Raw genomic sequence first — 26317 nt, 5'->3', positions numbered from 1 at the left:
CCCGCGTCCAATGGCGCCAGTCGAAGAGACTGCAGCCACCAGCGCGGCCACTTGCCATTGACCCGGTTGGCTGCCAAATGAAATATTTCCATGGCGCCCACCAAAGTGCATCCATATGCAACCGCCCCAAAACAGGGAGCACCACAGGCCAAGCCATGCGCGGATGAACATGGCCTATAAACGCGCCCTTGGCAGATACGTCTGCACACGTTTTGCAATTAATTAACGCAAATTAACTGAGGCGGCCACGCAACTGCGGTAGACGGCGCGATGGACTGCATGCGTATGATTTGCCCACAACAAACGCACACGGATGCGGGGTGGGAAAAACATGCAATACACGATGAGCAAACGCGCGCACCGCAGTGCGCGCTGGGGTGCCCTGGGCGCATTGGCGCTGGGCCTGGCCGCCTGCGGTGGAGGCAGCCCGGACAGCGGCGGCAGTGGGCAGGAGGCTTCACAGTCTTCGTCCAACGTCGTCTACGTGCAGCAGAAGTCTGCCTACCAGGTGGCGGCTGCAGCGCCCACCCAGCCGGGCGTGGCCATCAAGCCCGTGACGGCGACCTCTTCCGCAGTGGAAAACCCCGGCATGGCGGCCCCAGCCGCCATCGACGGCAACCTCGGCAGCCGCTGGGGCAGCACCTTCGTGGACGATGCCTGGATCCAGTTCGACTTCGGCGCCAAGGTCGACGTGGGCTACATGAAGCTGGTCTGGGAGCGCTCCTACGGAAAGGAATACGCGCTGCAGGTCTCGCAGGACGGGAGCACCTGGACGCAGATCCGCTACGTCACCAACGGCAAGGGCGGCACCGAGGAGTTCCTGAACCTGGGCATGAGCGCGCGCTACATCCGCCTGCAGGGCGTGGCGCGGGCCGGCGGATACGGCTACTCGCTGTTCGAGGTGGAGTTCAAGACGCCGGGCACCGACAACACCCAGGGCGTGGGCGCGACCTCGGCCTGGCGCTACCCGGCCAATGGCCAGGGGCTGGCACCCTTGCCCGCCGCACCCGAGGCCGCCGAGCTGACCCAGTTCCGCCTGGCCGATGGCACGCTGGTGACGCGCTTCGGCGCACGCGCCCTGGGCCGCCACGGCCGCGAGCGGGGTGAAGAGTGGAACGAGATCGGCTTCGGCCCCAATGACACGGTGGACCCGGTCACGGGCGCCCCGGTGGACAAGGGCCCCGGCGCCCACCTGACCTTCGTGACGCAGTATTTCCAGAACCGCACCTGGGGCATGGAAATCATCGACAACAGCCGCGTGGCGGGCGTGACCAAGCCCACGCTGGTGGTCAACCGCTACACCACGGTGGACTTTCTGCCGGGCGACACGGCGTTCTTTCGCGCCTTCGACCGGCCCGGCGTCACCGGCTATGGCTGGATGAACCCGGGCGAGCTGGTGGACCGCAACGTCAAGGTCTGCGCACCCACGCCCTACCCGGCCAATGGCCGCCTGGCCAGCCCCGATGGCATCAACGGCCCCTGCACCCTGCGCATCAAGGACTACCCGGGCCACGGCGGCCTGGGCGCCGATGGCCTGCCCAACGGCACCAACATGCCCTCGCGCGCCCTGGTGGCCGGCGATGCCATCGAGGTCTCCCCCGCCATGTTCAGCACACGCGAGTCCATGTCGTCCAAGGGCGACAGCGGCGGCATCCGCTACTACTCGGCCGAGTGGCTGTACGTGGTGGGCACCGGCCTCGTGCCCTGGTATGGCGTGCAGCCGCGGCTGAACTCGGCGCCGCTGCCGGCGATCACGCTGTCGGGCGGCACGGGCTCGGTCTCGTACAACTACTCGGACAATGGCGCCTCGATGTTCCAGCAGCCGTTCAACAACGTGGGCATGCAGAACATGCAGCGCTTCGTCGAGGGGCGCCGGCTGATCCACACCAACTTCGACACCGGTGCCCACAGCGAGCCGGGCAACGACCCCTACATGCCGGCCGCCAAGCTGCAGGGCACGCACTTCAACCAGTCGGCCTGCGTGGCCTGCCACGTGAACAACGGCCGCAGCCCTGCGCCCATGCAGGTCAACCAGCGCCTGGACAGCATGTCGCTGCAGACCGCGAGCCTGGGCGATGCCGGCCAGCAGCAACCGCATCCGCGCTACGGCAGCGTGCTGCAGATGAACGCCCGCGCCGCCACCGGCGAAGCGCAGGACTGGGGCAACAGCGTGCGCGTGGCCCGGTTCGAGACGCGCAATGTGCGCCTGGCCGATGGCACTGTGGTGGAGCTGCGCAAGCCCGTGCTCGGCTTCGACGGCCCGGTGCCCGCCGTGCACTCGCTGCGTGCGGCGCCACCCATGATCGGCATGGGCCTGCTCGAAGCCGTGCCCGAGGCCGACATCCTGGCCCGCGCACGCACCGTGCCGGATGCCGATGGCGTGAAGGGCGTGCCCAACTATGTGTACGACCCCGAGAGCGGCGTGGTGCGCCTGGGCCGCTTCGGTTGGAAGGCGTCCAAGGCCACGCTGCGCCAGCAGGCCTCCACGGCGCTGCTGCAGGACATGTCGGTCACGTCCAGCGTCTACCCCTCGCGTGACTGCAACTACGGCCCCACCGCCTGCGCGACAGGCGTGCGCAAGCCAGGCATCACCGAGGCCGACCTGGCCTCGATCTCCAACTACCTGGCCCTGGTGGCCGTGCCGGCCCAGCGCAGCCAGGCCAGCGGCTTCCCCAAGGGCGTGGCGCCGCTGGACGAGCACCGCGTGAACCCCCAGCAGGTCACCCTGGGCGCCAGGCTGTTCGACAGCCTGCGTTGCGTGGCCTGCCATACGGCCGAGATGAAGACCGGTTCGGGCCACCTGTTCGCCGAGCTGCGCGACCAGACCATCCGCCCCTACACCGATCTGCTGCTGCACGACATGGGCGCCGAGCTGGCCGACAACTTCGCGCAGGGCCAGGCCACGGGCGCGCTGTGGCGCACGGCGCCGCTGTGGGGCATCGGCTATACCGAGAAGGTGATGGGCGCAGGCCAGGCCGCCAAGGTGGGCTACCTGCACGACGGCCGCGCCCGCTCGCTGACCGAAGCGGTGCTCTGGCATGGCGGCGAGGCCGATGCGGCACGCCGCCGCTTCGAGGCGCTGCCCACGGCGGACCGCGAAGCGCTGCTGGCCTTCCTGCGGTCGCTGTGATCGGCCTGGAGCGGGCGCCCTGCCCGCTCCTGCCGCTCAATACAGGGTCGTGCGCTGCCGCTCGGGCAGCGCCTGGTCGTAGGCCGCGCCATCGAAGCTCTGGCTGATGGCCGAGAGGATGGCGCCGGGCGTGGGCACGGGCCGGGGCGCCCCGGGCTCGGCGGCCTCCCACAGGCGCGAGCGCAGGATGGCGCGCGCGCACTGGAAGTACACCGTGTCCACCGCGATGCGGATCACGCACTTGGGCGGCTGGCCGCCGACCACGAAGCGCTCCATCAGCGCGGGCGCCGTGGTGATGCTGGCACGGCCGTTGACGCGCAAGGTCTCGCCCACGCCGGGGATCAGGAACAGCAGCGCCACGCGCGGGTCGGCCACGATGTTGCGCAGGCTGTCCACGCGGTTGTTGCCGCGCCGCTCGGGCAGCAGCAGGGTGCGCTCGTCCAGCACCTGCACGAAGCCCGGTGGGTCGCCGCGTGGCGAGGCATCGAGCCCGCCCGGGCCGGTGGTGGCCAGCACGGCAAAGGGCGACGCCTCGATCATGGCGCGGTACGAAGGGTGCACATACGGCACCTCCTTGCTCAGCGAGGCCTCGCCAGGCGTGCCGAACAGGGCTTCGAGCTGGGCAAGGGTCTCGATGGTGTGGCCGGTATCGGCGATGGCAAGGTCGGCGGTCATGGCGGGTTCCGTAAGTGAAGAAGCGGGTTTCGCGGGGGGCATGGCCGCCATGGTGCAGCGCCGCACCGCCAGCGACAAACGAGTTTACGGCCCGCCATGCGTGAGAAAATCGCACACATGACACCCCGCCTGCCCCCGCTCAATGCCGTACGCGCCTTTGCGGCGGCCGCGCGCCACCAGAGCTTCACACTGGCGGCGGCCGAGCTGTTCGTGACGCATGGTGCCATCAGCCGGCAGGTCAAGGCACTTGAGGAGTTCCTTGGAGTAGCGCTGTTCGAGCGGCGCGTGCGGCAGGTGTCGCTCACACCCGAAGGGCAGCGCTTCTTTGCCGAGGTGGCACCTGCGCTGGAACAGATCGGCGCAGCCGCACATGCGTTGATGGACGGCGCTGCACCCGCACGCACCGTCACCATCAACGTGCGGCCTTCGTTCGCGGTGCGCTGGGTGATTCCGCGCCTTCCGGATTTCGTGGCCCAGTTCCCGGGCATAGCGCCCCAGGTGGTCACCAGCACCGTCTCGCCCGATCAGGCCAGCGAGCATTTCGATGTGGCGATCCGCCGCGGCCGCAATTCGGGCTGGCCGGCGTCCATCGCCGTGCAGCCGTTCTTGCAGGACGAGGCGCTGATCGTCGGCACGCCCGCGCTGTTCACGAGCACCCCGGTAGCCGAGCCCCGCGCGCTGGCCGCGCATGTGCTGCTCTGGTCACGCTCGCGCCCCGACGACTGGGACCACTGGAAGCGCCAGGTGGGCGCGCCGCGCCTGCGGCCCGCCAGCCGGCTGCAGTTCGACCACCTGCACTTCGTGCTGCAGGCCGCACTCGATGGCCTGGGCTTTGCGCTGGCACCGGCCTCCCTGGTGGCACACGACCTGGCGGCCGGCCGCCTGGTGTGCCCCCTGCCCGCCCTGCGCCTGCCGCTCACGCGCCACTACTACGGCCTGGCGCCCGACGCGGCACCCGAGGCGCAGTGCTTTGCGCAGTGGCTGCTGGCGCAACTGGCGGACAGCACCGCCGCCGCGTGACAACGGCCGGGAGTCTCAGACGTCGATCGCGCCGGCCGACCCCGCCTGCTTGCGCAGCTCGAACTTCTGGATCTTGCCCGTGCTGGTCTTGGGCAGCTCGCCAAACACCACGGCGCGCGGCACCTTGAAGCCGGCCAGGTGCTGCTTGCAGTGGGCCACGATGTCCTCGGGCGTGAGCGTGGCGCCGGCCTTGAGCTCGACGAAGGCGCAGGGGGTCTCGCCCCACTTGGGGTCGGGCCGGGCGACGACGGCGGCAGCCAGCACGGCGGGGTGGCGGTAGAGCACGTCTTCCACCTCGATGGAGGAGATGTTCTCGCCGCCCGAGATGATGATGTCCTTGCTGCGGTCCTTGATCTTGATGTAGCCGTCGGGGTACTGCACGGCCAGGTCGCCGCTGTGGAACCAGCCGCCGGCAAAGGCCTCGTCAGTGGCCCGGGGGTTCTTGAGGTAGCCCTTCATCACGATATTGCCCTTGAACATGATCTCGCCCATGGTCTCGCCGTCCTGCGACACGGGCTGCAGGGTTGCGGGGTCGAGCACGCGCACGTCGCGCTCCAGGTGGTAGCGCACACCCTGGCGGGCGTTCAGGCGGGCGCGCTCGCCAATGTCCAGCGCATCCCAGGCCCCGTGTTTCGCGCACACGGTGGCAGGGCCGTACACCTCTGTCAGGCCGTAGACGTGGGTCAGGTCGAAGCCCATCTTTTCCATGCCCTCGATCATCGACGCGGGCGGCGCGGCACCCGCCACCATGGCCTGGATGCCGGCGGGCACGCCGGCCTTCATGGTCTCGGGCGCATTGACCAGCATGCCGTGCACGATGGGCGCGCCGCAGTAGTGCGTGACGCCGTGCTGGCGCATGGCGTCGAAGATGGCCTGCGCCTCTACCCGGCGCAGGCAGACGTTGACGCCCGCGCGTGCCGCCACCGTCCACGGAAAACACCAGCCATTGCAGTGGAACATGGGCAGCGTCCACAGGTAGATGGCCCCCTTGGGCATGTCCCACTCCAGCACGTTGCTGATGGCATTGGTGGCCGCGCCCCGGTGGTGGTAGACCACGCCCTTGGGGTTGCCGGTGGTGCCGCTGGTGTAGTTCAGGGCGATGGCATCCCACTCGTCGGCAGGCAGCTCCCAGGCGTGCTGCGCGTCGCCTGCGGCCACGAAGGCGTCGTAGTCGGTACCGCCCAGGTCCTGCACGGCCGGGCCGAACACGGCGTCCTGCACCGTGAGCACCCGCAGCGGCGCCTGGGATTGGCGCAGCGCCAGGGCCTTGGCCAGGGTGCCGGTGAATTCCGGATCGACGATGACGGCGCGGGCCTCGCCATGGTCGAGCATGAAGGCGATGGTTTCGGGGTCCAGCCGGGTGTTGATGGCGTTGAGCACGGCACCGGCCATGGGCACGCCGAAATGCGCCTCCACCATGGGCGGGGTGTTGGGCAGCAGCACGGCCACGGTGTCGTTCTTGGCTATGCCGGCGCGGTTCAGGCTGCTGGCCAGTTGGCGGCAGCGCGCATAGGTCTGGCCCCAGGACTGGCGCAATTCGCCATGGACGATGGCCAGGCGGTCCGGGTAGACCTCGGCCGTGCGTTCGATGAAGGACAGGGGCGACAGCGGCGCGAAGTTGGCCGGGTTGCGGTCCAGGTGCTGGTCGAACATGTGGGACATGGCAGGGGTTTCCTTCGCAGGGACGATGAACCGCCCTATTACAACGCAGGGTTGTTGCGGGGATCTGCGGGCGAACCCGGGCCTCGGCCGGGGATAGAGGAAAATGCCCCGGTGTCCATCCCCCAGTCATTCATCCAGGAACTGCTTGCCCGCACCGACGTGGTCGAGATCGTGGGTCGCTACGTCCAGTTGAAGAAGGGTGGGGCCAATTTCATGGGGCTGTGCCCCTTCCACGGGGAAAAGTCGCCGTCCTTCAGCGTCAGCCCCTCCAAGCAGTTCTACCACTGCTTTGGCTGCGGCAAGAACGGCAATGCCATCGGCTTTCTCATGGACCATGCGGGCATGGGCTTCGTCGAGGCGGTGCAGGACCTGGCCCAGCAGGTCGGGCTGCAAGTACCCGACGACGACATCTCCCAGCAGGACAAGGAGCGTGCCGCTGCGGCCCGCCAGAAGCAGGCCACGCTGACCGACGTGCTGGAAAAAGCCGGCGACGCCTACCGCCGCCAGTTGCGCGAGTCGCAGCGCGCCATTGCCTACTTCAAGGGCCGGGGCGTCTCGGGTGCGGTGGCCAAGCGCTACGGCCTGGGCTATGCGCCCGAGGGCTGGCGCAGCCTGGCCAGCGTGTTCCCGCACTACGACGACCCGCTGCTGGAGGAAAGCGGCCTGGTCATCGTGGGCGAGGACGGGCAGGACAAGCGCTATGACCGCTTTCGCGACCGGGTGATGTTCCCCATCCGCAACGTCAAGGGCGAGTGCATCGGCTTTGGCGGGCGCGTGCTGGGCGACGACAAGCCCAAGTACCTCAATTCGCCCGAAACCCCGGTGTTCCACAAGGGGCGCGAGCTCTACGGCCTGTTCGAGGCGCGCACCGCCATCCGCGAGCACGGCTATGCCCTGGTGACCGAGGGCTACATGGACGTGGTGGCGCTGGCGCAGCTGGGTTTTCCGAACGCCGTGGCCACGCTGGGCACGGCCTGTACGCCCGAGCATGTGCAAAAGCTGCTGCGCTTCACCGAATCGGTGGTGTTCAGCTTCGATGGCGACAACGCCGGCCGGCGTGCCGCGCGCAAGGCGCTCGACGGCGCCCTGCCCCACGCCACGGACACGCGCAGCATCAAGTTTTTGTTCCTGCCGGCCGAGCACGACCCGGACAGCTTCATCCGCGCCAACGGCACCGATGCCTTTGCCAGGCATGTGAGCGAGGCCGTTCCCCTGAGCCGCTTCCTGGTCGAATCGGCCAGCGACGGCTGCGACCTGGGCACCGCCGAGGGCCGCGCCCACATGGCCAGCAACGCCCGCCCGCTGTGGACGGCGCTGCCCGACGGCGTGCTCAAGCGCCAGTTGCTGGGCGAGCTGGCCGAACTGACGCAGTTGAACGCCCGCGACCTGTCCGAGTTGTGGAACCCCGGTGGCGCCCGCGCTCCTGCCCCCCCACCGGCGCCCCAGCAGCGCCCGGCGCGCACGCAGGAAGCCGCCAACCCGTATGCCGATGAGCCCCCCTGGGGTGGCGCCCCGCCCGACCTGGACGGCTGGCACCCCCCGCATGAGCCCGATTACGTGGGCGGCGGGTACCAGGGCCAGGGCGATGGCGGCTACAGCGGCGGTGGAAATGGCGGAACCGGCCATGGCAAGCCGCCCTTGCGCAAGGGTGGGGGCGGCTGGGTCAACACCGGCGGCAAGTGGAAGAAAAAGGACAAGGACTCCCCCTGGCCGCCCCAGCCGCGCCTGCCGCGCACCCCCGCCATGGGCCGCGCGGACCATGCTGCCCGCCTGCTGCTGTCGCACATGGGCTTTCTCGAAGAGCTCACGCACGACGACCACGCCGCCCTGTGCGCCCAGCCTGCCCCCCACGGGCCGCTGTTCACCTGGCTGGAAGGGCAATTCCACGAGCACGGCCCGCAGGCCTGGGCCGTGCTGCGCGAGGGCCTGCGCGAGCATGAATGCGAGGAATTGGCCGTCAAGGTGATGACCGGCGCCCATGCCCAGACCGAGGGCGAACTGGCGGAACTGCGGCTGGAACTGCGGGATCTATTGAACCGGATGCTCATCGAAGACATCAAGGAACAGCAGAAAGTGCTGGTCCTGCAGGCGGCCAAGGACCCCTCGGCCCTGGAGCGCTACCGCGTTCTGGAGCAAAAACGCGTTGTTTTATTGGGCGCAACCGTCAAGGCGGCTTGAAATCGCTCCAAATGGTATAATGTAGGGTTAGGCAAGAGCGACAGCAGCACCTCCGAGCCGGGCCACCGTGACAAACGCGCACAACCGCCCACCCATCGCAAGGACTGCACACCAAATGTTCGCCCAGACATCTTGCCCCTGAGGGATACCCCTCGAGCTGCAAAAGCACGGCTTTTGCAGTGCCACCCGCGCCGGGACCTGTGGCGCTTGCGTTTTCTTTGTGTCCGTTTTTGATTCTGAGGTTGTTCATGCCCGCTCAAAAGTCCGCGAAGCCATCCAAGTCCGCACCAGCAACCGCCGCGAAGGCTGTCTCCAAAACTGCGGCCAAGGGTCCGGCCAAGGCCGCAGCCTCCAAAGCCGCCGCCGCGCCCGCCCCTGCCGCCAAGAAAGTGAAAACAGTGCCTGTGAACAAGTCTGCCGAGAAGACGGAAGCCCCCGAAGAACTCAAGAAAACCCGCGCCAAGGCTGCCGTCGAGGCAGACGGCGAAGAGGCCCCCAAGAAGCGCCCTGGCCGCCCCGCCAAGGCCGCAGGCGCTGCCACGGCCGAGGCCAAGGTGCCCGCCAAGCGTGGCCGCAAGCCCAAGGCAGCCGCTGGCGGTGCCGAGGAGAGCAGCGACGATGCCGACCTGTCGGACATCGAATCCGACCTGGAAGGTGAAGTCGAGGTCGAGGCCGAAGCCACGCCCACGGCCGAGAAGGTCAAGCCGCTGCGCATGAAGATCAGCAAGGCCAAGGAACGGGCCTTGATGAAGGAATTCGGCCTGGACGAGACCGTCCTGACCGAAGAAGACCTGGCCAAGCGCCGCTCGCGCCTGAAAACCCTGATCAAGCTGGGCAAGACGCGCGGCTACCTCACGCACGTCGAAATCTCCGACCACTTGCCCGACAAGCTGGTCGATGCCGAAACGCTCGAAGCCGTCATCACCACGCTGAACGACCTGGGCGTGGCCGTGTACGAGCAGACGCCTGATGCCGAGGCGCTGATCATCACCGACAACGCCCCTGCAGGCGCCAGTGAAGAAGAAGCCGAAGAAGCCGCCGAAGCCGCCCTGTCCACCGTGGACAGCGAATTCGGCCGCACCACCGATCCCGTGCGCATGTACATGCGCGAAATGGGCACGGTGGAGCTGCTCACGCGCGAAGGCGAAATCGAGATCGCCAAGCGCATCGAAGGCGGCCTGATGGCCATGATGGAGGCGATCAGCGCATCGCCCGCCACCATCGCCGAGATCCTCAACATGGGTGAGGAGATCCGCGAAGGCAAGGTCGTCATCTCCACCATCGTGGACGGCTTCTCCAACCCCAACGAGGCCGACGACTACGTGGCCGAAGAAGACTTCGACGAATTCGACGAAGCCGACGACGACGACGGCAAGGGCGGCTCCAAGGCGCTGACCAAGAAGCTCGAAGAACTCAAGAAGCAGGCGCTGGAGCGCTTCGACAAGCTCCGCGACCTGTTCGAGAAGGTCCACAAGATCTACGACAAGGAAGGCTACGGCACGCCCGCCTACGTGAAGGCGCAGCACGCCCTGTCGGAAGAGCTGATGACCATCCGCTTCACCGCCAAGACCATCGAGAAGCTGTGCGACATGGTGCGCGGCCAGGTGGACGACGTGCGCAAAAAGGAGCGCGAGCTGCGCCGCATCATCGTGGACAAGTGCGGCATGCCCCAGGAAACCTTCATCAAGGACTTCCCGCCCAACCTGCTGAACCTCAAGTGGGTGGAAAAGCAGGCCGCCGCCGGCAAGCCCTGGAGCACGGTGATGGCGCGCAACATCCCGCCCGTGCAGGAACTGCAGCAAAAGCTGATGGACCTGCAGTCGCGCGTGGTCGTGCCGCTGACCGAGCTCAAGGACATCAACAAGCGCATGAACGAGGGCGAAGCCACCTCGCGCGATGCCAAGAAGGAAATGATCGAGGCCAACCTGCGCCTCGTGATCTCCATCGCCAAGAAGTACACGAACCGTGGCCTGCAGTTCCTGGACCTGATCCAGGAAGGCAACATCGGCCTGATGAAGGCCGTGGACAAGTTCGAATACCGCCGCGGCTACAAGTTCTCGACCTATGCCACGTGGTGGATCCGCCAGGCCATCACGCGCTCGATCGCCGACCAGGCGCGCACCATCCGCATCCCGGTGCACATGATCGAGACGATCAACAAGATGAACCGCATCAGCCGCCAGCACTTGCAGGAGTTCGGCTTCGAGCCCGATGCGTCCATCCTGGCCGCGAAGATGGAGATCCCGGAAGAGAAGATCCGCAAGATCATGAAGATCGCCAAGGAGCCGATCTCGATGGAAACCCCCATCGGCGACGACGACGACAGCCACCTGGGCGATTTCATCGAGGACGGCGCCAACACCGCTCCCATCGATGCCGCCATGCAGGCCGGCCTGCGCGACGTGGTCAAGGACATCCTGGACGGCCTCACGCCGCGCGAAGCCAAGGTGCTGCGCATGCGCTTCGGCATCGAGATGTCCACCGACCACACGCTCGAAGAAGTGGGTAAGCAGTTCGATGTGACGCGCGAGCGCATCCGCCAGATCGAAGCCAAGGCGCTGCGCAAGTTGAAGCACCCCAGCCGCTCGGACAAGCTGCGCAGCTTCATCGATTCGCTGTAAGCGCCCCCGGCGAAGCCCCCTTGCAGGGGGCTTTCTCGCCGCGACGCCCTGCCCCGCACCCGCGGCGCAGGGCGTTTTTCATGGTGGTGTGGCGGCCACAGGTGTCACCCGTTCAAGCGTATACCCTGATACTCTGGACAGCCGAATGACAGTTTCAGAGCCCACCATGAGCGACTGGATACATTCGCTTACCGAGAGAACCCATGACCGCCCACACACCCATGAACACGCGGCGCCGCCAGGTGCTGACCCGCGCGGCTGCGCTCGCCGCGCTGGCCACCCCGTTTGGCGGCACGGTGCTGGCCCAGGCCCGCCCCCCGGCCAAAGTCGCCAAGCTGGCGGGCACGCTGCGCATCGTGATCCCCGCCAACGCGGGTGGCGGCTGGGACCAGACGGGCCGCGCGCTGGGTGCGGCCCTGGTGGGCGCGGGTGCCGTGGACCAGGTGGAGTACGAGAACGTGGGCGGCAAGGGCGGCACCATCGGCCTGGCCCGCTACGCCGAGAAATACGCGAACGACGCGAACACCCTGCTCATGGGCGGCATGGTGATGGTGGGCGCCGTGGCGCTGCAAAAGCCGGCCGTGGACCTCACGCAGATCCAGCCCATTGCGCGCCTGACCAGCGACTACCTGGTGGCCGCCGTGCCCGCATCGTCCCCGATCCGCACAGCCAAGGACCTGGTGGCCGCCATGAAGGCCGACCTGCCCGCCTTGCCGGTGGCCGGTGGCTCCGCAGGCGGGGTGGACCACATCTATGCGGGCGTGCTGGCCCGCGCCGCCAAGGCCAGCCCCGAAGCGCTGGTCTACCGCCCCTTTGCGGGCGGCAACGAGGTGGTGGACGCGCTGGTCACCGGCAAGGCCGCCCTGGGCCTGTCGGGCTACAGCGAGTTCAGCGAAGCGATTGCGGCCGGCAAGCTGCGCGCCATCGGCGTATCGGCCCGGCGCAGCGTGTTCGGCCTGCCCGCCTTCCGCGAGCAGGGGATCGATGCCGTCATGGCCAACTGGCGTGGTGTGTTCACGGGCAAGGGTGTCTCAGCCGCCCGCCTGGCCGAGATGGTGAGCGCCGTGGAAGCCGCCACCGTGCACGAATCCTGGGTGCGCACCCTGAAAGCCAACAAATGGGATGCGTCCTGGCTCACGGGCAAAGACCTCACCGAGTTCATGGAACTGGACCTGACCACCGCCCGCGTGATGGTCTACCTGCTCAAGCTCAAGGCCTGACACCTCCCTTCGCGAGGCTCTTGCACCGCACCGCCTTCCTGCAGCCGACACCTAGGATCTCCTGATGAAAATGTCCCACTATTCCATTGGCACGCGGATGGCGGGCGCACTGGGCCTGGTGCTGGCGCTGATGATCGGCGCAGCCCTGTTCGGCATTGCCGCGCTGTACAGCACCCTGGGCACCTACGACGCCACCGTGCTGCAGCGCGTGGCGCAGGAGCGCGCGGTTTCGCGCATGGAGAGCGAGTTCAAGACCCAGGTGATGGAGTGGAAGAACACGCTGCTGCGCGGCGAGGACTCGCGCAAGCGCGAACTGCACTGGAATGCCTTCCAGGCCAGCGAAAAGCGCGTGGCCGATGCCGCCAAGGCCCTGGCGCCGCAACTGGTGGACAGCGCCGAGCGCGCCGCACTGCAGAAATTCGCCGATGCGCACACCCGGATGGCCCAGGGCTACCGCAAGGGTTTCGAGGCTTTCCAGTCGCTGGGCTTCGTGGCATCGGCCGGCGATGCCGACGTGGCCGACATCGACCAGGGCCCGGCCAAGCTGCTGGGCGAACTCAGCCGCCAGGTGGCCGACAGCAGCGCTGCCATTGCCCAGCAGGCCGCGCAGGATGCGCGCCGTGCCCTGGTCAGCAGCCTGGTGGCACTGGCGCTGGTGAGCGCACTGGGGGTGTTTGCCGGCTGGCTGCTCACGCGCTCGGTGGTGGGCCCGCTGCGCGTGGCCGTGTCCCTGGCCAACAAGGTGGCCGCAGGCGACCTGACGACCACCATCGCCATCGACGGCAATGACGAACCCGCGCGCCTGCTGCAGGCCCTCTCGGCCATGCAGGAGAACCTGGAGCGCGTGGTCTCCGGCGTGCGCGCCAATGCCGAGGGCGTGGCCAGCGCCAGCGCCGAGATCGCCCAGGGCAACACCGACCTGAGCATGCGCACCGAAGACCAGGCCTCGTCACTGGACGAAACCTCGTCCTCCATGCAGCAGCTGCAGCAGACCGTGCAGAACAACGCGGCAAGCGCCCAGCGGGCCAACGAACTCGCCCGCAGCGGTGCCTCGGTCGCCGAGCGCGGCGGCCAGGTGGTGGGCCAGATGGTCGAGGTGGTGCAGGGCATCCAGGAAAGCTCGCGCAAGATCGCCGACATCATCGGCGTCATCGACGGCATCGCCTTCCAGACCAACATCCTCGCGCTCAACGCCGCCGTGGAAGCCGCGCGCGCGGGCGAGCAGGGCCGCGGCTTTGCCGTGGTGGCCAGCGAAGTGCGCAGCCTGGCCACGCGCAGCGCCAGCGCCGCGCGCGAGATCAAGGCGCTGATCCAGACCAGCGTGGAGCGCGTGGAAGCAGGCTCCAGCCTGGCGCGCAACGCCGGCAGCACCATGGGCGAGGTGGTCGAGTCGATCCGCGGCGTGAGCACGCTGATGGAAGAGATCAGCCAGGCCAGTGCCGAACAGACCAACGACATGCTGCGCGTGACCCAGGCCATCGTGCGCATGGACGACGCCACGCAGCAGAACGCCGCGCTGGTGGAGCAAAGCGCCGCCGCTGCCGGCAGCCTGAGCGGCCAGGCGCACCAACTGGTGGAAGCTGTGGCGGTGTTCCGGCTGCGCTGAGGGGCTGAGGTCAGGTCCGCGTGGCAAGGAGGTTTGACGCCTCCGCCTGCACCACCGCCTCCCACAGTGCCTCGGCGGCAGGCCCCATCTGCCCGTGGGCGCGGTAGACACGGATCTCGACGCGGATGTTCCATTGCGGCGCGGCCGCCGCCACCAGCCTGCCGGCAGCGATATCCTCGCCGACCAGACTCTGGGGCAGCCAGGCAATGCCCCGGCCTTCCAGCGCCATCGTGCGCAGCACGGACGCCAGGTGGGCCGTGAAGATGGTCTGCGTCGGGAGCCTTGCGAGCGCGCCATCGATGGTCCTGTGCAGGATGTTGCCCAGCCCTGACTCCGCGCTGTAGGCCAGCAAGGGGGCTGTCGCACCGGCACGCTCCAGGCCATACAGCGCCTGGCCATCGGCCCCCGCCGCGCACACGGGCTGCAGGACATCGGCGCCCACGCAGACCGACGGGTAGCCCTGCGCGTGCAATGGACTCGGCGCCTGCCCGTGGGCATGGCACAGCACGAACTGCACCTTGCTCTGGGCCAGCAGGGCCTCGCAGCGGTGCAGCATGTCGGACTCCAGCTGCAGGCTGCCGGCCATGGTGTGTGCGCCATAGCTGCGCAGCCAGCCCGGCATGAAGGTCAGGGACAGGGCGTGGGTCGCGGCAAAGCGCAGGCTCTTCGAATTCGCCTCGGCCACGGCGCGCGCTGCGCCGGGCAGGCGCGCCACCTCGGCGAGCAGCTCGGGCGCAACGCCCTGGAACCACTGGCCCGCCTCTGTGAGCCGGACCGGCTGCGTGCTGCGGTCGAACAGCTCCACCCCGAGCCACTCTTCCAGCGCCCGCACGCGGCGGCCGAAGGCAGGTTGCGTCATGTGGCGATCTTCCGCGGCGCGGGAGAAATTTCCGACGGCGGCCAGGACCAGGAAATCCTCCAGCCAGGAGATGTTCATAACAAGTCCGCTGTGCTCTGAAAGCACTGAAGAGAAGAAAAACGGCATTGGTCAAACGCCGCGCGGTTGCGGATCATACCCATCCCGTCACCCCTTGTGACACCCCGTTTCGACCCCGGAGCACCGCATGAAAATCGTTGAGATCAGAGAGAAGACCATCCCCATCAGTTCACCCATCCGCAACGCCTACATCGACTTCAGCAAGATGACGCTGAGCCTGGTGGCAGTCGTCACCGACGTCATCCGCGACGGCAAGCCGGTGGTGGGCTACGGCTTCAACTCCAACGGCCGCTATGGCCAGGGCAAGCTCATGCGCGAGCGCTTCATCCCCCGCGTGCTCGAAGCCAATCCCGAATCACTGATCGACGACAGCGGCAAGAACCTCGATCCGCACAAAATCTGGAACGCCATGTTCACCAACGAGAAGCCGGGCGGCCACGGCGAGCGCTCCGTGGCCATCGGCACCATCGACATGGCCGTGTGGGACGCCGTGGCCAAGATCGAAGGCAAGCCGCTGTTCCAGCTGCTGGCCGACCGCTATGGCAACGGCACGCCGAACCGCAAGATCTTCGTCTATGCCGCCGGCGGCTACTACTACCCCGGCCAGGACCACGGCAAGCTCAAAGACGAGATGAAGAGCTACATCGACCGCGGCTACACCGTGGTCAAGAAGAAGATCGGCGGCGCCTCGCTCGACGAAGACCTGCGCCGCATCGACTCCATCATGGAAGTGCTGCAGGATGGCCAGAAGCTGTGCGTGGATGCCAATGGCCGCTTCGACCTGGACACCGCCATCCAGTACGCCAAGGCGCTCTCGCAATACGACCTGTTCTGGTACGAGGAGCCCGGTGACCCACTCGATTTCGAGCTGCAGGCCACCTTGCGCAACTACTACCAGAACCCCATGGCCACGGGTGAAGACCTGTTCTCCATGCAGGACGCGCGCAACCTGATCCGCTATGGCGGCATGCGCCCTGACCGCGACTGGCTGCAGTTCGACTGCGCGCTGAGCTATGGCCTGGTGGAGTACCTGCGCACGCTGGACATGCTCAAGGAACACGGCTGGTCCGCAAGCCGCTGCATCCCGCACGGCGGGCACCAGATGTCATTGAACATCGCCGCCGGCCTGGGCCTGGGCGGCAACGAGTCCTACCCCGACCTCTTCCAGCCCTTCGGCGGCTTCCCGGACGGCGTGAAGGTCGTGGACGGCCACGTCACGCTGCCCGACCTGCCGGGCATCGGCTTCGAAGGCAAGGCCGACCTGTACGCGCAGATGCAGGCACTGTCCGCCTGATCACCCCCTCAAAAACAGAACCTGAAGGAGACAAACCATGGGCATTTTGAAGCAAGGGGCTGCAGCCGCAGCTATCGGACTGGTTGCGATCAGCATCAGCACAACCGCGTGGGCCGAGTTTCCGGACAAGCCAATTACCCTGGTCGTCCCCTTTTCCGCTGGCGGTCCCAGCGACAAAATCGCCCGTGATCTGGCAGAGGCCCTGCGCAAGCCTTTGGCCCAGACCGTGGTCGTCGACAACACGGCGGGTGCCGGAGGCACCATCGGCGCGGCACGCGTCGCACGCGCATCCCCGGATGGCTACACCCTGCTGGTGCACCACATCGGCATCTCCACGGCACCCGCGCTCTACAAGAAGCTGCCCTACAAGACGCTGGAAGACTTCGAGTACCTCGGACTCATCAACGAAGCACCTTCGACCCTGATCGGAAAGCCCGGCCTGGCGGCCAACAACTTTGCCGACCTCCGCAAATGGATCAGCGCCAACGACGGAAAGGTCAACCTCGCCAATGCCGGCGTGGGCTCGGCATCCCACCTGTGCGGGCTGGTGCTGCAGGCCGGCCTGCAATCGAAGATGGTCTTCGTGCCCCACAAGGGCACGGCACCTGCCATGACCGACCTGATGGGCGGGCAGGTGGACCTGATGTGCGAGCAGGCCACCAACGCCGTGCCCCAGATCGAAGCGAAGAAAGTCAAGGTCTTTGGCGTGACCAGCAAGCAGCGCATGGCGTTGCCCGCGCTTGCCCAGGTGCCCACGCTGGCCGAAGCAGGCCTCGCCGGCTTCGAGATGTCGGTGTGGCATGGCGTGTACGCCCCCAAGGGCACGCCACCGGCCGTGCTGGCCAGGCTGAATGCCGCCATCCGCGCAGCGCTCAAGGACCCCGAACTCATCCAGCGCGAGGAGGCACTGGGTGTGCGCATCGTGACCGACGCGCGCCTGGAACCCGCAGAGCACAAGAAGTACGTGGAGGGCGAAATGATCCGTTGGGCCAAGATCATCAAGGACTCCGGGGTCACTGCGGACTGAAGGCCGAAAGCGGTCTCCAGGCCCCATCCGCCGAGGTGACCCGGGACTGCCAGGCCTCTCAGAACGGCACGCGGCCCAGCCAGATGTCCCGGTACATCGCCCAGTCCCCCAGGAAGCTGTACAGGGGGCGCTTGAAGCTGGCCGGCTTGTTCTTCTCGAAGCCGAAATGCCCGACCCACGCGAAGCCGTAGCCACACAGCAGGCCGACCAGCAGAAAGGCTGGCTGCCATGTGGCTACCGCCCAGGCCAGGCACAGGAGTGACAGGGTCGAGCCCACGAAATGCAGGCGCCGGCAGGTGCGGTTGCTGTGTTCGGTCAGGTAGAAAGGGTAGAACTCCGCGAAGCTCTTGAAGGCACGCGGGTCGGTGGGGGCCGTCGCCTTGTCCGCAGCAGGGGCGCTGATGTCCATGGTCTTGTCTCCGTGGGTAATACTTAGAGCGGCTAACAAAACTCTTCTGGCGTCGTTGCTGCGCCTTGTCGTACTAACGTACTGCCTGCGGCGCAGCGCCTAGCCAGAACCGCTTCGCTGAGTTTTGTTATCCGCTCTTATGCTTCACTTTATACGCCCATGGCCGCCAGGGTGGGAGTGCCGCATGGGACACCCCCTGGACACTCCGCCATGCCCTCCCCGCCCCGCGCCGTGTACCGGCGCGCGACCACGACCGCGACGGTCTCCCTTTTCGCCATGACGCAGACCCCACCGAACGCAGATCACGCTCACCAGGCCGCAGGTACAGGCACTCCGCCGCGCGAGCACGCCATCGACGCCCTGCGCGGTTTCGCGCTGCTGGGCATCCTGGTCGTCAACGCGGGCAGCTTTGCCTCGACCTACTTTGGCCTGGGCGTGGCCGACCCCGCGTTCTCGCGGCCCGTGGACCATGCCGTGCGCTGGTTCATCAGCCTGGTCTTCGAGACCAAGTTCTACCTCTTGTTCTCGCTGCTGTTCGGCTACAGCTTTGCCCTGCAGATGGATGCCGCCCAGCGCTCCGGCAGCGCCTTCGTGCCGCGCTTGCTGCGGCGCCTGGCGGGGCTCCTGCTGCTGGGGGTGGCGCATGCGTGGTTGCTGTTTTCGGGCGACATCCTGGTGACCTATGCGCTGCTGGGCTTGTTGCTGCTGGCGCTGCGCCAACTGCGACCGGGCACGGCGGCGGTGATGGCCGTGGCGCTGCTGGCGCTGGTGTCCGCGGGCTGGGGGCTGCTCGCCTGGCTGATGTCGCTGGCACCGCCGATGGACTGGCCGCTGGCCGAGATCCACGCCAAGGCACAGCAGGCCGCACAGGCCTACCGTTCCGGGGCGATCGCGGCCATTGCCCAGCGCGGGCGTGACATGGCCGATGGCGTCTGGTTCGTGCTGGTGTTTGTGCAGGGGCCCTGTGCGCTGGCCATGTTCCTGCTGGGGTTGGCAGCCCATCGCTCGGGCTACCTGGCCACCATTGCGCTGCAGCCGGCACGCCTGCGCCGCTGGGTGCTGTGCTGCCTGCCGGTGGGCGGCCTGGGTGCCTGGGTCTATGCCACAGCGCAGAACAGCACCACCCGCCAACCCGATCATGTGTCGGCCGCCGCGCTCGCGCTGGACCTGGCCACGGCGCCCTTCCTCACCTTCAGCTATGTCGCGGCACTGCTCTGGGCCTTGCAGAGCGGCGCTGCAGGCCGCCGACTGGGCGCCTGGCTGGAGCCCGCAGGCCGCATGGCGCTGTCCAACTACCTGCTGCAGTCCCTGGTGGGGGCGCTGGTGTTCACCGCCTACGGCCTGGCGCTGGTGGGGCGGGTGTCGCCGCTGACGGTGTTGCTGGGCTGCCTGGCGTTGTACGCGGCCCAGCTTGTGCAGAGCCGCCGCTGGATGGCGCTGCACGCCTACGGGCCGGCGGAGTGGCTGCTGCGGGCGTTCACGCTGCTGCGCTGGCCCGCATGGCAGCGCACCGCCCACCCGGTCGAGTGAGCGGTATGCGCGGCCGCATCACCGGCCGATGGGCACGAGCTGCTCGTCCGCCATGCCCACCAGCAAGGCCTTGCCGTCCGGCTGCACACGGAATTCGCCAAAGCGCGCCTGCTCCCAGCGGCTGGCGTCGCCTTCGGCGAAGTACCAGCCATCGGTCACCAGCGTCCAGTCGCCGTTCTTGGGCGTGAGCTGGATGCGGAACTCGCCGGGGGCGATGGGCGCATCGTACTTTTCCACGCGCTCCCAGGCCACCACGCCGCGTGCATCGAGCCGGCCCACGGCATAGGGCCGGCTGCCCAGCAGGCCTTCCACGCCGGCTTCGCGCCGGTCGATACCCACCATGGGCGGCAGGGTGAAGCGCAGGCGCATGTAGTCGCCCTGCATCAGCGAGCGCGGGTCCACCGGGGCCAGGGGCACGTAGACCTTCTGGCCGTTGGCAATCGTGTTTTCCTTGTCGGCGATGCCGATGTTGGCCACGGCCACGGTGGCCACCGCGCTCAGCGCCAGCAGCCAGGGGCTGGCACGGTGGGCCCAGTGGCGGGCCGCGTGGCCAGGCCCCGCAGCAGCAGCGGTGCGGGGCGTGCGCAGTGCACTCCAGGCCAGCAAGCCCAGCAGCGCGCCGCAGCCGACCAACACCATCGCCTTGGTGGCCAGCGGCCAGGCCAGCAGGTAGTAGAAGCCACCCATGATCCAGGTGCCGGCCAAGGCGGCCGCAGTGGCCTGGCCCCAGCGGCGGCTGGTGCCGGTGATGGCCAGGGCCAGCAGTGCGCTGCCGAGCAAAGGCGAGAACCAGCACAGCAGGGCCAGCACCAACGCCACCACGGCAGCGCGGGGCTGGCGCAGCACCGGCCAGGCGCGCTGCGCGATGGCGGCGGCACCCAGCGCCAGCAGCACGCTGGCCGCCTGCACCAGCCATTGCAGCGCAAAGGCGCGCGGCCCGACCTCCCGGCCGACCTCGCGCACCAGCTCACCGCCGATGCCGGCACCGAACGCACCGCCCACCAGAAAGGTCTGGCCCGACAGGCCGCAGATGCCCCACAGCAGCACCAGCAGCCAGCCGCAGGCCAGGGGCTCCAGCAGCGCTGCCAGCCAGTTGCCGGCCGTACCGCGGCCCAGCGCATGGCGCTGCCACAGCAGCAGGCCCACCCACACCGCGAGCACGCCGTGCACCATGCCCCAGGGCACCAGCGGCGACAAGGCCCAGCGGCCCTCGGAGCCGGGCCAGATGAGCACGGCGAAGAGCGCCGCCGCGCCCGCACCCAACAGCACGCGCAGCCAGGGCAAGTCCACGAGCGCGGCCACGGACAGCGCCACCACGAGCATGAAGGCTGCAGCCGGCTGCAGGCCCATGTCGCGCCCGAAGGCAAAGCCCAGCAGACCCGCGCCGGTGAGCAGCGCAGGAAACGCCAGTTGCTCCAGGAAGATCGGCAGGTCCTTGCTGCGCAGGGCGGCCGTGGCGCCGGCCAGCACCACGGCGCCGATGACGTAGGCACCCGCGTCCCGCGCGATCCATTCGCCGAAGAACAGGCCGAACATGGCCAGCAGCGGCAGCGCGGCCAGCCAGGCGCCCAGCGCCGTGAGCAGCACCACGGGCCAGGGGCGCGCCGTGCCGCCGGCACGGTGTGCGTCTGCCGCCGAAGCGCCGGGCGGCAGGATGCCTTGCGCCACGGCGGCTTGCACGATGGAATCCAGAGGACTCGGCGGGGCAGAGTTCACAGGTGCCGCAGCGCTTGCCGAGGTGTCCACCGGATCGATGGGAGCGCCACTCATGCCGCGTCTCCCTGTCCCTGCTGCGATGCGGCGCGCCGTGCCAGGCGCATCACCAGATTCACGGTGGCCGCCAGCAACCCCGCAGCGACCAGGCCGATGAGCAGCAGCGAGCCCACGAAATCACCGACGCGGGAGTTCGAGAACATGGCACGCGCCAGCCCCGTGACCAGCAGGATGTTGAGCCCGAGCGCCGCACCGCTGAGCAGGAAGATGTCGAAATGCGTGCGCATGCCCACCAGCGCCGCAGCCGCCGCCAGCAGCACCAGGCCCAGGCCGTAGTGGCCTGCCACGGGCGAGTGGAACAGGCCGCCCAGCGCCGTGAGTGTCACCATCATCAGCGCCAGCGTGCCCGCCGTGCGCAGCGCCCACACACCCGCACCGGTGAAGCGCTGCGCCTGCGGCAGCATGGCCGCCGCCACGGCCAGCGCGGCGCCCAGGGAGACCAGGTGCACCGTCATGTCCGCAGGCGACACGCGCCAGCTGTGGCCTGTGTGCGCCTGCGCCCACAGCGAGATGCCCACCATGGCCACCAGGTTCCAGGGCACCCACACCACATCGCTGCGCACGGCCAGCGCCAGGGGCAGCGTGAGCACGGCCCACACGGCAAACAGCTGCCAGGGGTCGGCCCCGGTCTGGTAGGTTTGCCCGAAATAGGCGAACAGCGCGCCCGTGCCCAGCAGCGCCAGCATGGCCAGTGGTGCACGCGCCCCGGCCCTGAAAGCGGCGCCCGCACACATGGCCAGCACGAAGCCCTGCAGCAGCGCAAAGCGCATGAAGCGGCCCAGGCTCTCCCAGTTGGCCGCGATCCACATCACCAGGCCCAGGCCACCCAGCGCCGCCGCGATGACCGCGACGGTGCGCCACAGCGTGGTGTGCAGGGCGGCAGGCGGGCGTTCGAACCCCGCGAGGCCGAGCAGGCGCGTGGCGGCCGGTCGGTCCAGCGTGTGCTGGCGGGCCAGCTCGAACAGGGCGGTGCGCAGGGTCATGGGAGGGCCTTTGGCTCAGGACAGGGAAATAAAGTCGCGGATCGCCATCAACGTACCGTCCGGGGCCTCGCTCATCTGGTTGTGGCCCACGGGCAGGCTGGTGGTGTGCACCCGCTTGCCGGCGGCACGCGCGGCCGCCACCAGGCCCTGGGCCGCCTTGGGCGCGGTCATCTGGTCCTGCGCGCCCAACGCGAACAGCACCGGGCACCGCACAGCGGCAATCGCCTGTTCCCCATTGGCATAGCTGTCGCAGGCCACGAAGCCGCGGTGGAACACATTGACCGCAGTGTTGCTGCGCAGCACCTTGCGGCCCAGCGCCATGCCCGCGTTATAAACCCAGAAGCCCGCACCCGAAGGCGGCGCCAGCGTGCTGCGCGAGAACACGTTGACCATGCGCAGCGCCTTCTCGGGCTCGTTGAGCGCCGCGTCGATCAGCGCGGGCGAGACCTTCATCGGGTAGGCCGTGCCCACCAGCACCAGGTGGCTCACGCGCACGCCCAGCCGGGCCGCAGCCTCCAGCGCGATCAGCGAGCCGAAGCTGTGGCCCACCAGCGCCGCGCGCTGCACACCGGCCGCATCGAGCAGCGCGGCAATGAAGTCCGCCCCCGCCTCCACGCTGGCTGGCGCTTCGCCCGCGCTGCGGCAGTGGCCCGGCAGGTCCACGGCCAGCACGTTCCAGCCATGGTTGGCCAGGTAGCGGCTTTGCAGGGCCCACACGCTGTGGTCGTTGAGCACGCCGTGGACCATGACCACGGTGGGCAGTGCGGGGTTGAAGGCCTTGCCGCCGGTGTAGCAATAGGTGGTGTGGCCGTTGACTTGGATCTGCATACGGATGGTTCCTCTGTGTTCGTTTGTCTTTGTTTCGTTCTTGCGGTGTCGAGAAACCTCAGCGTGGCGGCACGCCAGCGGCAATGTCGTCCAGCACCTGAAGCCAGCGCTGGGCCGCATCGCGCACCTTGGTGCTGGCATCGCTGGCGGCCGTGGCCTCGGCCAGCGGGCGCTCGGCGGCCGCCTCGCTGCGCCAGTCGTCCAGGGCCAGCACGGCCAGGTAGCGCACCGTCTCGTCGCTGTCATACGCCACGGCATGGGCCAGCGCGGGCACGATGTGCCCGCCGGCCTGCGCGCCCAGGGCCCGCTCGCCCAGCAGCATGGCCGCGTGCTGGCGCACCACGGTGAGTGGCGATTGCAGGCCGCGCAGGGCCTCGTCCACCTCGTGCAAACGCAGCGTGCAGGTGCCCTTGCCGGGCCGCAGCCATTTTTCCACCAGCGGCAGCAGCGCGGGCCGCACGGCGGGCAGGGATTCGATCAGGCGGTAGTCGAGCGGCAGCGGGGCCAGCGCATGGTTGCGGAACGCGCCGTAGGGCGAGGACAGGCCCTGCGCCACGCACTCGTCGCCGAGCGTGCCGGCCTGGGCCTGCTGCAGCAGCCAGGCGCTGTCGCCCAGATGGGCGAGCGCGCTGGCGCACCAGTTGCGCCCCGCCTGGGCCAGGTGGCGGTTGCTGCTGCGCGGCACAGGTTTCAGTGCTTGCGCTCGCAACGCGGCCACCACCTCGGGCGTGGCCGCACCGATCTCGCCCAGCAGGCGCGCGGCCTCGCATTGCGTCGACGTGTGCTCCAGCAGTGACAGCAAAGCCGGGATGGCAACAGGCCCGAAGTCCCGCAGGGCATCCTGCGCCGCTTCGCCATGGCGCTGGGCCTGCGCGCGCGTCAGTCCCAGCTCGGGAGCAGGCTGGTGCGCCAGGCAGGCCAGGTGGTAGCGCAGACGCTCGGCATCGGGCAACCCTGCGACGCGCCGGGCCTCGGCCAGGTCGGCCGCATGGCCGGGCAGCAGGCGTGCAAAGGCCTCCTCACCCATACAGCGCTGGGCGATGGCAATGCCCTCGTCGCTGTCCTCGTGCAGCAGCACGGCAAAGCCGCTCGTGAGCCGGTCGGCCACGGGCGACGCTTGCAGGGCGGCACGCAACCGGTGGCACACGCTCACCAGCGCATCGACGCAGCGGCGGTCCGTGGCCTGCCATTGCGCCACGTCGCCGCCCTGGGCCTCGGCCGCCAATGCGGCCTGGGCGGAGGCCATGGCTGCGCTGTCCGAGGACATCTCGGGCCAGTTCCAGTCGGCGGGGTTCCAGCGCAGACAGTGGAGCGTGCCGCCCTCATCTTCCGGTTCAGCCTCGGCCAATGCGGCCTCGCTGCCCATGGACACTGTGGGCAGGTAGATAGGGCCATCGAGCTCGCGGTACATGCCCGCCAGCGCCACGGCATAGACATCGCCGCGCAGGGTGTGCGCCTGCAGCGCGGGCAGCACCAGCGCCAGCGCGTCGTCCAGCAGCGTCTGCTCGAAGGCCTGCCAGTCCATGGAGGCTGCCTTGCCTGCCATCACCGGGCTCAGGCCGCCTTCTCCGCGGCCTTGAGGGCGCGCTTGAGGTCGTCGATCAGGTCGTCGGCGTCTTCCAGCCCGATGGACAGGCGGATCGTGCCCTGCGTGATGCCGGCATTCACCAGCGCCTCGTCGCTCATGCGGAAATGCGTGGTGCTGGCCGGGTGGATCACCAGGCTGCGGCAGTCGCCCACATTGGCCAGGTGGCTGAAGACCTTGAGCGCCTCGATGAACTTCTTGCCCTGCTCGCGGTTGCCCTTGAGGTCGAAGCTGAACACCGAGCCCGCGCCGCGCGGCAGCAGCTTCTGCGCCAAGGCATGGCTGGTGTGCGACTCGAGCATGGGGTGGCCGACGCGCGAGACGAAGGGCTGGCTGGCCAGGAATTCGACCACGCGCGCCGTGTTGCGCATGTGCCGCTCCATGCGCAGGGGCAGCGTCTCGATGCCCTGCAGGATCAGCCAGGCGGTGTGCGGGCTCATGCAGGCGCCGAAGTCGCGCAGGCCTTCGCGGCGTGCGCGCAGCAGGAAGGCGCCCACCGAGCTTTCCTCGCTGAACACCATGTTGTGGAAACCCTCGTACGGCTCAGTCAGCTCGGCGAACTTGCCCGCCGAGCGCGGGCCGTCCCAGTCGAAGCTGCCGCCGTCGACCACGATGCCGCCCACCACCGTGCCGTGGCCCGAGAGGAACTTGGTGGCCGAGTGGTAGACCAGGTCGGCGCCGAGCTCCAGCGGCTTCATGAGCCAGGGCGAGGTCAGGGTGGAGTCGACCAGCAGCGGCACACCCGCCTCGTGCGCAATGGCGCTGATGGTCGGAATGTCCAGCACGTCCAGGCCCGGGTTGCCCACCGTCTCGCCGAAGAACAGCTTGGTATCGGGCCGCACGGCGGCGCGCCAGCCGTCGATGTCGCCGGGCTTGACGAAGGTGGTTGCGATGCCGAAGCGCGACAGCGTGTAGTGCAGCAGGTTCTGCGAGCCGCCATACAGCGCCGTGCTGGCCACGATGTGGCTGCCCGCGCCCATCAAGGTGCAGATGGCCAGGTGCAGCGCGGCCTGGCCGCTGGCGGTGGCGATGGCGCCCACGCCGCCTTCCAGGGCCGACACGCGCTGCTCCAGCACCGCATTGGTGGGGTTGCTGATGCGGCTGTAGACATGGCCGGGCCGCTCCAGGTTGAACAGCGAGGCGGCGTGGTCGCTCGATTCGAAGACGAACGAGGTGGTCAGGTGGATCGGCACGGCGCGTGCGCCGGTGGCGGGGTCGGGTGTGGCTCCGGCATGCAGCGCAAGCGTGTCAAAGCCGGGGTCGGAGTAACCGGGCATCCAATGTCTCCCATGTTGTCGGTGCTGGCGGGCATTGTGGGCTATATTTCATGCGAACAGGCCTGCCGCGCCCTACCGAGCCCCATTGGAGACCGATCATGAAAGTCAGCGATATCCTTCGCGTCAAAGGCAACACCCTTTACACCGTCACCCCCGACGAACCGCTGGCCAATGCCGTGGACATCATGGCCGACCGCGACATCGGCTCCCTGGTGGTGATGGAGCTCGGTGACCTGGTGGGCATGCTCACCTTCCGCGAAGTGATCCAGGCCATCGTCAAGAACGGCGGCAGCGTGGGCACGCTGCAGGTGCGCTCGGCCATGGACGACCACCCGCTGACCTGCACCCTCGAAACCGACATGGACGAGGTGCGCCGCATGATGCTGGACCGCCATGCCCGCTACATGCCGGTGATGGACAAGCGCATGCTCATGGGCGTGATCAGCTTCTACGACGTGGCCAAGGCCGTGGTGGACAGCCAGAACTTCGAGAACAAGATGCTCAAGGCCTACATCCGCGACTGGCCCGAAGAAGAGCGCGGCGGCTGAACAGGTTCCGCCAC

Annotated in this window: 19 protein-coding genes; 10 read left to right on the top strand and 9 right to left on the bottom strand. The window is 68.3% G+C overall.

What is annotated here, in order from left to right; translation table 11 throughout:
- Positions 1-343 precede the first annotated feature (343 nt).
- Positions 344-3130, top strand: a complete 2787-nt coding sequence (locus U5N23_RS26150) for a di-heme oxidoredictase family protein (protein ID WP_322595636.1) — start codon at positions 344-346, stop codon at positions 3128-3130.
- Positions 3131-3166: 36 nt separating this feature from the next.
- Here the strand turns inward: U5N23_RS26150 and U5N23_RS26145 are convergent, their stop codons facing one another.
- The gene (locus U5N23_RS26145; RefSeq protein WP_322595635.1) at positions 3167-3805 is read right to left on the bottom strand and encodes a pyridoxamine 5'-phosphate oxidase family protein; all 639 of its coding nucleotides are present in this window, start codon (positions 3803-3805) and stop codon (positions 3167-3169) included.
- A gap of 117 nt (positions 3806-3922) precedes the next feature.
- On the opposite strand from U5N23_RS26145, the gene U5N23_RS26140 reads away from it, so the two are divergent.
- On the top strand, positions 3923-4825 hold the full coding sequence (locus tag U5N23_RS26140) for a LysR substrate-binding domain-containing protein (RefSeq protein WP_322595634.1): 903 nt from the start codon (positions 3923-3925) through the stop codon (positions 4823-4825).
- Positions 4826-4840: 15 nt separating this feature from the next.
- On the opposite strand, the gene U5N23_RS26135 is transcribed toward U5N23_RS26140, so the two are convergent.
- Entirely contained in the window at positions 4841-6487 is a 1647-nt protein-coding gene (locus U5N23_RS26135) for an acyl-CoA synthetase (RefSeq protein ID WP_322595633.1), read from the bottom strand.
- Between the two features lie 111 nt (positions 6488-6598).
- On the opposite strand from U5N23_RS26135, the gene dnaG reads away from it, so the two are divergent.
- From dnaG to U5N23_RS26115, 4 genes are all read left to right on the top strand, one after another.
- A complete protein-coding gene (dnaG, locus tag U5N23_RS26130; RefSeq protein WP_322595632.1) occupies positions 6599-8665 on the top strand; it encodes a DNA primase in 2067 nt (688 codons plus the stop codon).
- Between the two features lie 248 nt (positions 8666-8913).
- The gene (gene rpoD, locus U5N23_RS26125; RefSeq protein WP_322595631.1) at positions 8914-11286 is read left to right on the top strand and encodes an RNA polymerase sigma factor RpoD; all 2373 of its coding nucleotides are present in this window, start codon (positions 8914-8916) and stop codon (positions 11284-11286) included.
- 203 nt (positions 11287-11489) lie between these two features.
- Entirely contained in the window at positions 11490-12506 is a 1017-nt protein-coding gene (locus U5N23_RS26120; protein WP_322595630.1) for a tripartite tricarboxylate transporter substrate binding protein, read from the top strand.
- A gap of 64 nt (positions 12507-12570) precedes the next feature.
- A complete protein-coding gene (locus U5N23_RS26115) occupies positions 12571-14112 on the top strand; it encodes a methyl-accepting chemotaxis protein (RefSeq protein ID WP_322595629.1) in 1542 nt (513 codons plus the stop codon).
- A 10-nt stretch (positions 14113-14122) separates the two neighbouring features.
- Here the strand turns inward: U5N23_RS26115 and U5N23_RS26110 are convergent, their stop codons facing one another.
- The gene (locus U5N23_RS26110; RefSeq protein WP_322595628.1) at positions 14123-15049 is read right to left on the bottom strand and encodes a LysR family transcriptional regulator; all 927 of its coding nucleotides are present in this window, start codon (positions 15047-15049) and stop codon (positions 14123-14125) included.
- Between the two features lie 127 nt (positions 15050-15176).
- Between U5N23_RS26110 and U5N23_RS26105 the strand changes: the two genes are divergently transcribed.
- Together U5N23_RS26105 and U5N23_RS26100 are read left to right on the top strand one after the other, a co-directional pair.
- Positions 15177-16343, top strand: coding sequence for a mandelate racemase/muconate lactonizing enzyme family protein (locus U5N23_RS26105; protein WP_322595627.1), 1167 nt, complete (start codon positions 15177-15179; stop codon positions 16341-16343).
- Positions 16344-16380: 37 nt separating this feature from the next.
- On the top strand, positions 16381-17370 hold the full coding sequence (locus U5N23_RS26100) for a tripartite tricarboxylate transporter substrate-binding protein (RefSeq protein ID WP_322595626.1): 990 nt from the start codon (positions 16381-16383) through the stop codon (positions 17368-17370).
- A 58-nt stretch (positions 17371-17428) separates the two neighbouring features.
- Here U5N23_RS26100 and U5N23_RS26095 read toward each other — a convergent pair whose 3' ends face one another.
- Entirely contained in the window at positions 17429-17779 is a 351-nt protein-coding gene (locus U5N23_RS26095) for an Mpo1-like protein (protein WP_322595625.1), read from the bottom strand.
- 276 nt (positions 17780-18055) lie between these two features.
- On the opposite strand from U5N23_RS26095, the gene U5N23_RS26090 reads away from it, so the two are divergent.
- Entirely contained in the window at positions 18056-19309 is a 1254-nt protein-coding gene (locus U5N23_RS26090) for a DUF418 domain-containing protein (RefSeq protein ID WP_416208671.1), read from the top strand.
- 18 nt (positions 19310-19327) lie between these two features.
- Here the strand turns inward: U5N23_RS26090 and U5N23_RS26085 are convergent, their stop codons facing one another.
- Genes U5N23_RS26085 through U5N23_RS26065 form a run of 5 tightly spaced genes read right to left on the bottom strand, consistent with a single transcriptional unit; the run spans position 19328 to position 25755 of the window.
- Positions 19328-21079, bottom strand: coding sequence for a GDYXXLXY domain-containing protein (locus U5N23_RS26085; protein ID WP_322595623.1), 1752 nt, complete (start codon positions 21077-21079; stop codon positions 19328-19330).
- Positions 21076-22065: a DUF2157 domain-containing protein gene (locus tag U5N23_RS26080; RefSeq protein WP_322595622.1), complete on the bottom strand. Its 990-nt coding sequence runs from the start codon at positions 22063-22065 to the stop codon at positions 21076-21078. The genes U5N23_RS26085 and U5N23_RS26080 overlap by 4 nt, the downstream gene beginning before the upstream one ends.
- A 15-nt stretch (positions 22066-22080) precedes the next feature.
- Complete coding sequence (locus U5N23_RS26075) at positions 22081-22893, bottom strand: alpha/beta hydrolase (protein WP_322595621.1); 813 nt, start codon at positions 22891-22893, stop codon at positions 22081-22083.
- Between the two features lie 58 nt (positions 22894-22951).
- Complete coding sequence (locus U5N23_RS26070) at positions 22952-24439, bottom strand: DUF4303 domain-containing protein (protein WP_322595620.1); 1488 nt, start codon at positions 24437-24439, stop codon at positions 22952-22954.
- An 8-nt stretch (positions 24440-24447) separates the two neighbouring features.
- Complete coding sequence (locus U5N23_RS26065) at positions 24448-25755, bottom strand: O-acetylhomoserine aminocarboxypropyltransferase (protein ID WP_322595619.1); 1308 nt, start codon at positions 25753-25755, stop codon at positions 24448-24450.
- A gap of 98 nt (positions 25756-25853) precedes the next feature.
- On the opposite strand from U5N23_RS26065, the gene U5N23_RS26060 reads away from it, so the two are divergent.
- Positions 25854-26303 carry a CBS domain-containing protein gene (locus U5N23_RS26060; protein ID WP_305745831.1) on the top strand — a complete coding sequence of 150 codons (450 nt, stop codon included), beginning with the start codon at positions 25854-25856 and terminating at the stop codon, positions 26301-26303.
- Positions 26304-26317: the final 14 nt, after the last annotated feature.

Origin of the sequence: Acidovorax sp., assembly GCF_034519795.1 — a bacterium.
Lineage (GTDB): Bacteria > Pseudomonadota > Gammaproteobacteria > Burkholderiales > Burkholderiaceae_C > Acidovorax.
Note: the sequence above shows the minus strand (reverse complement) of the source record. Positions and strands in the feature narration are given on the sequence as shown.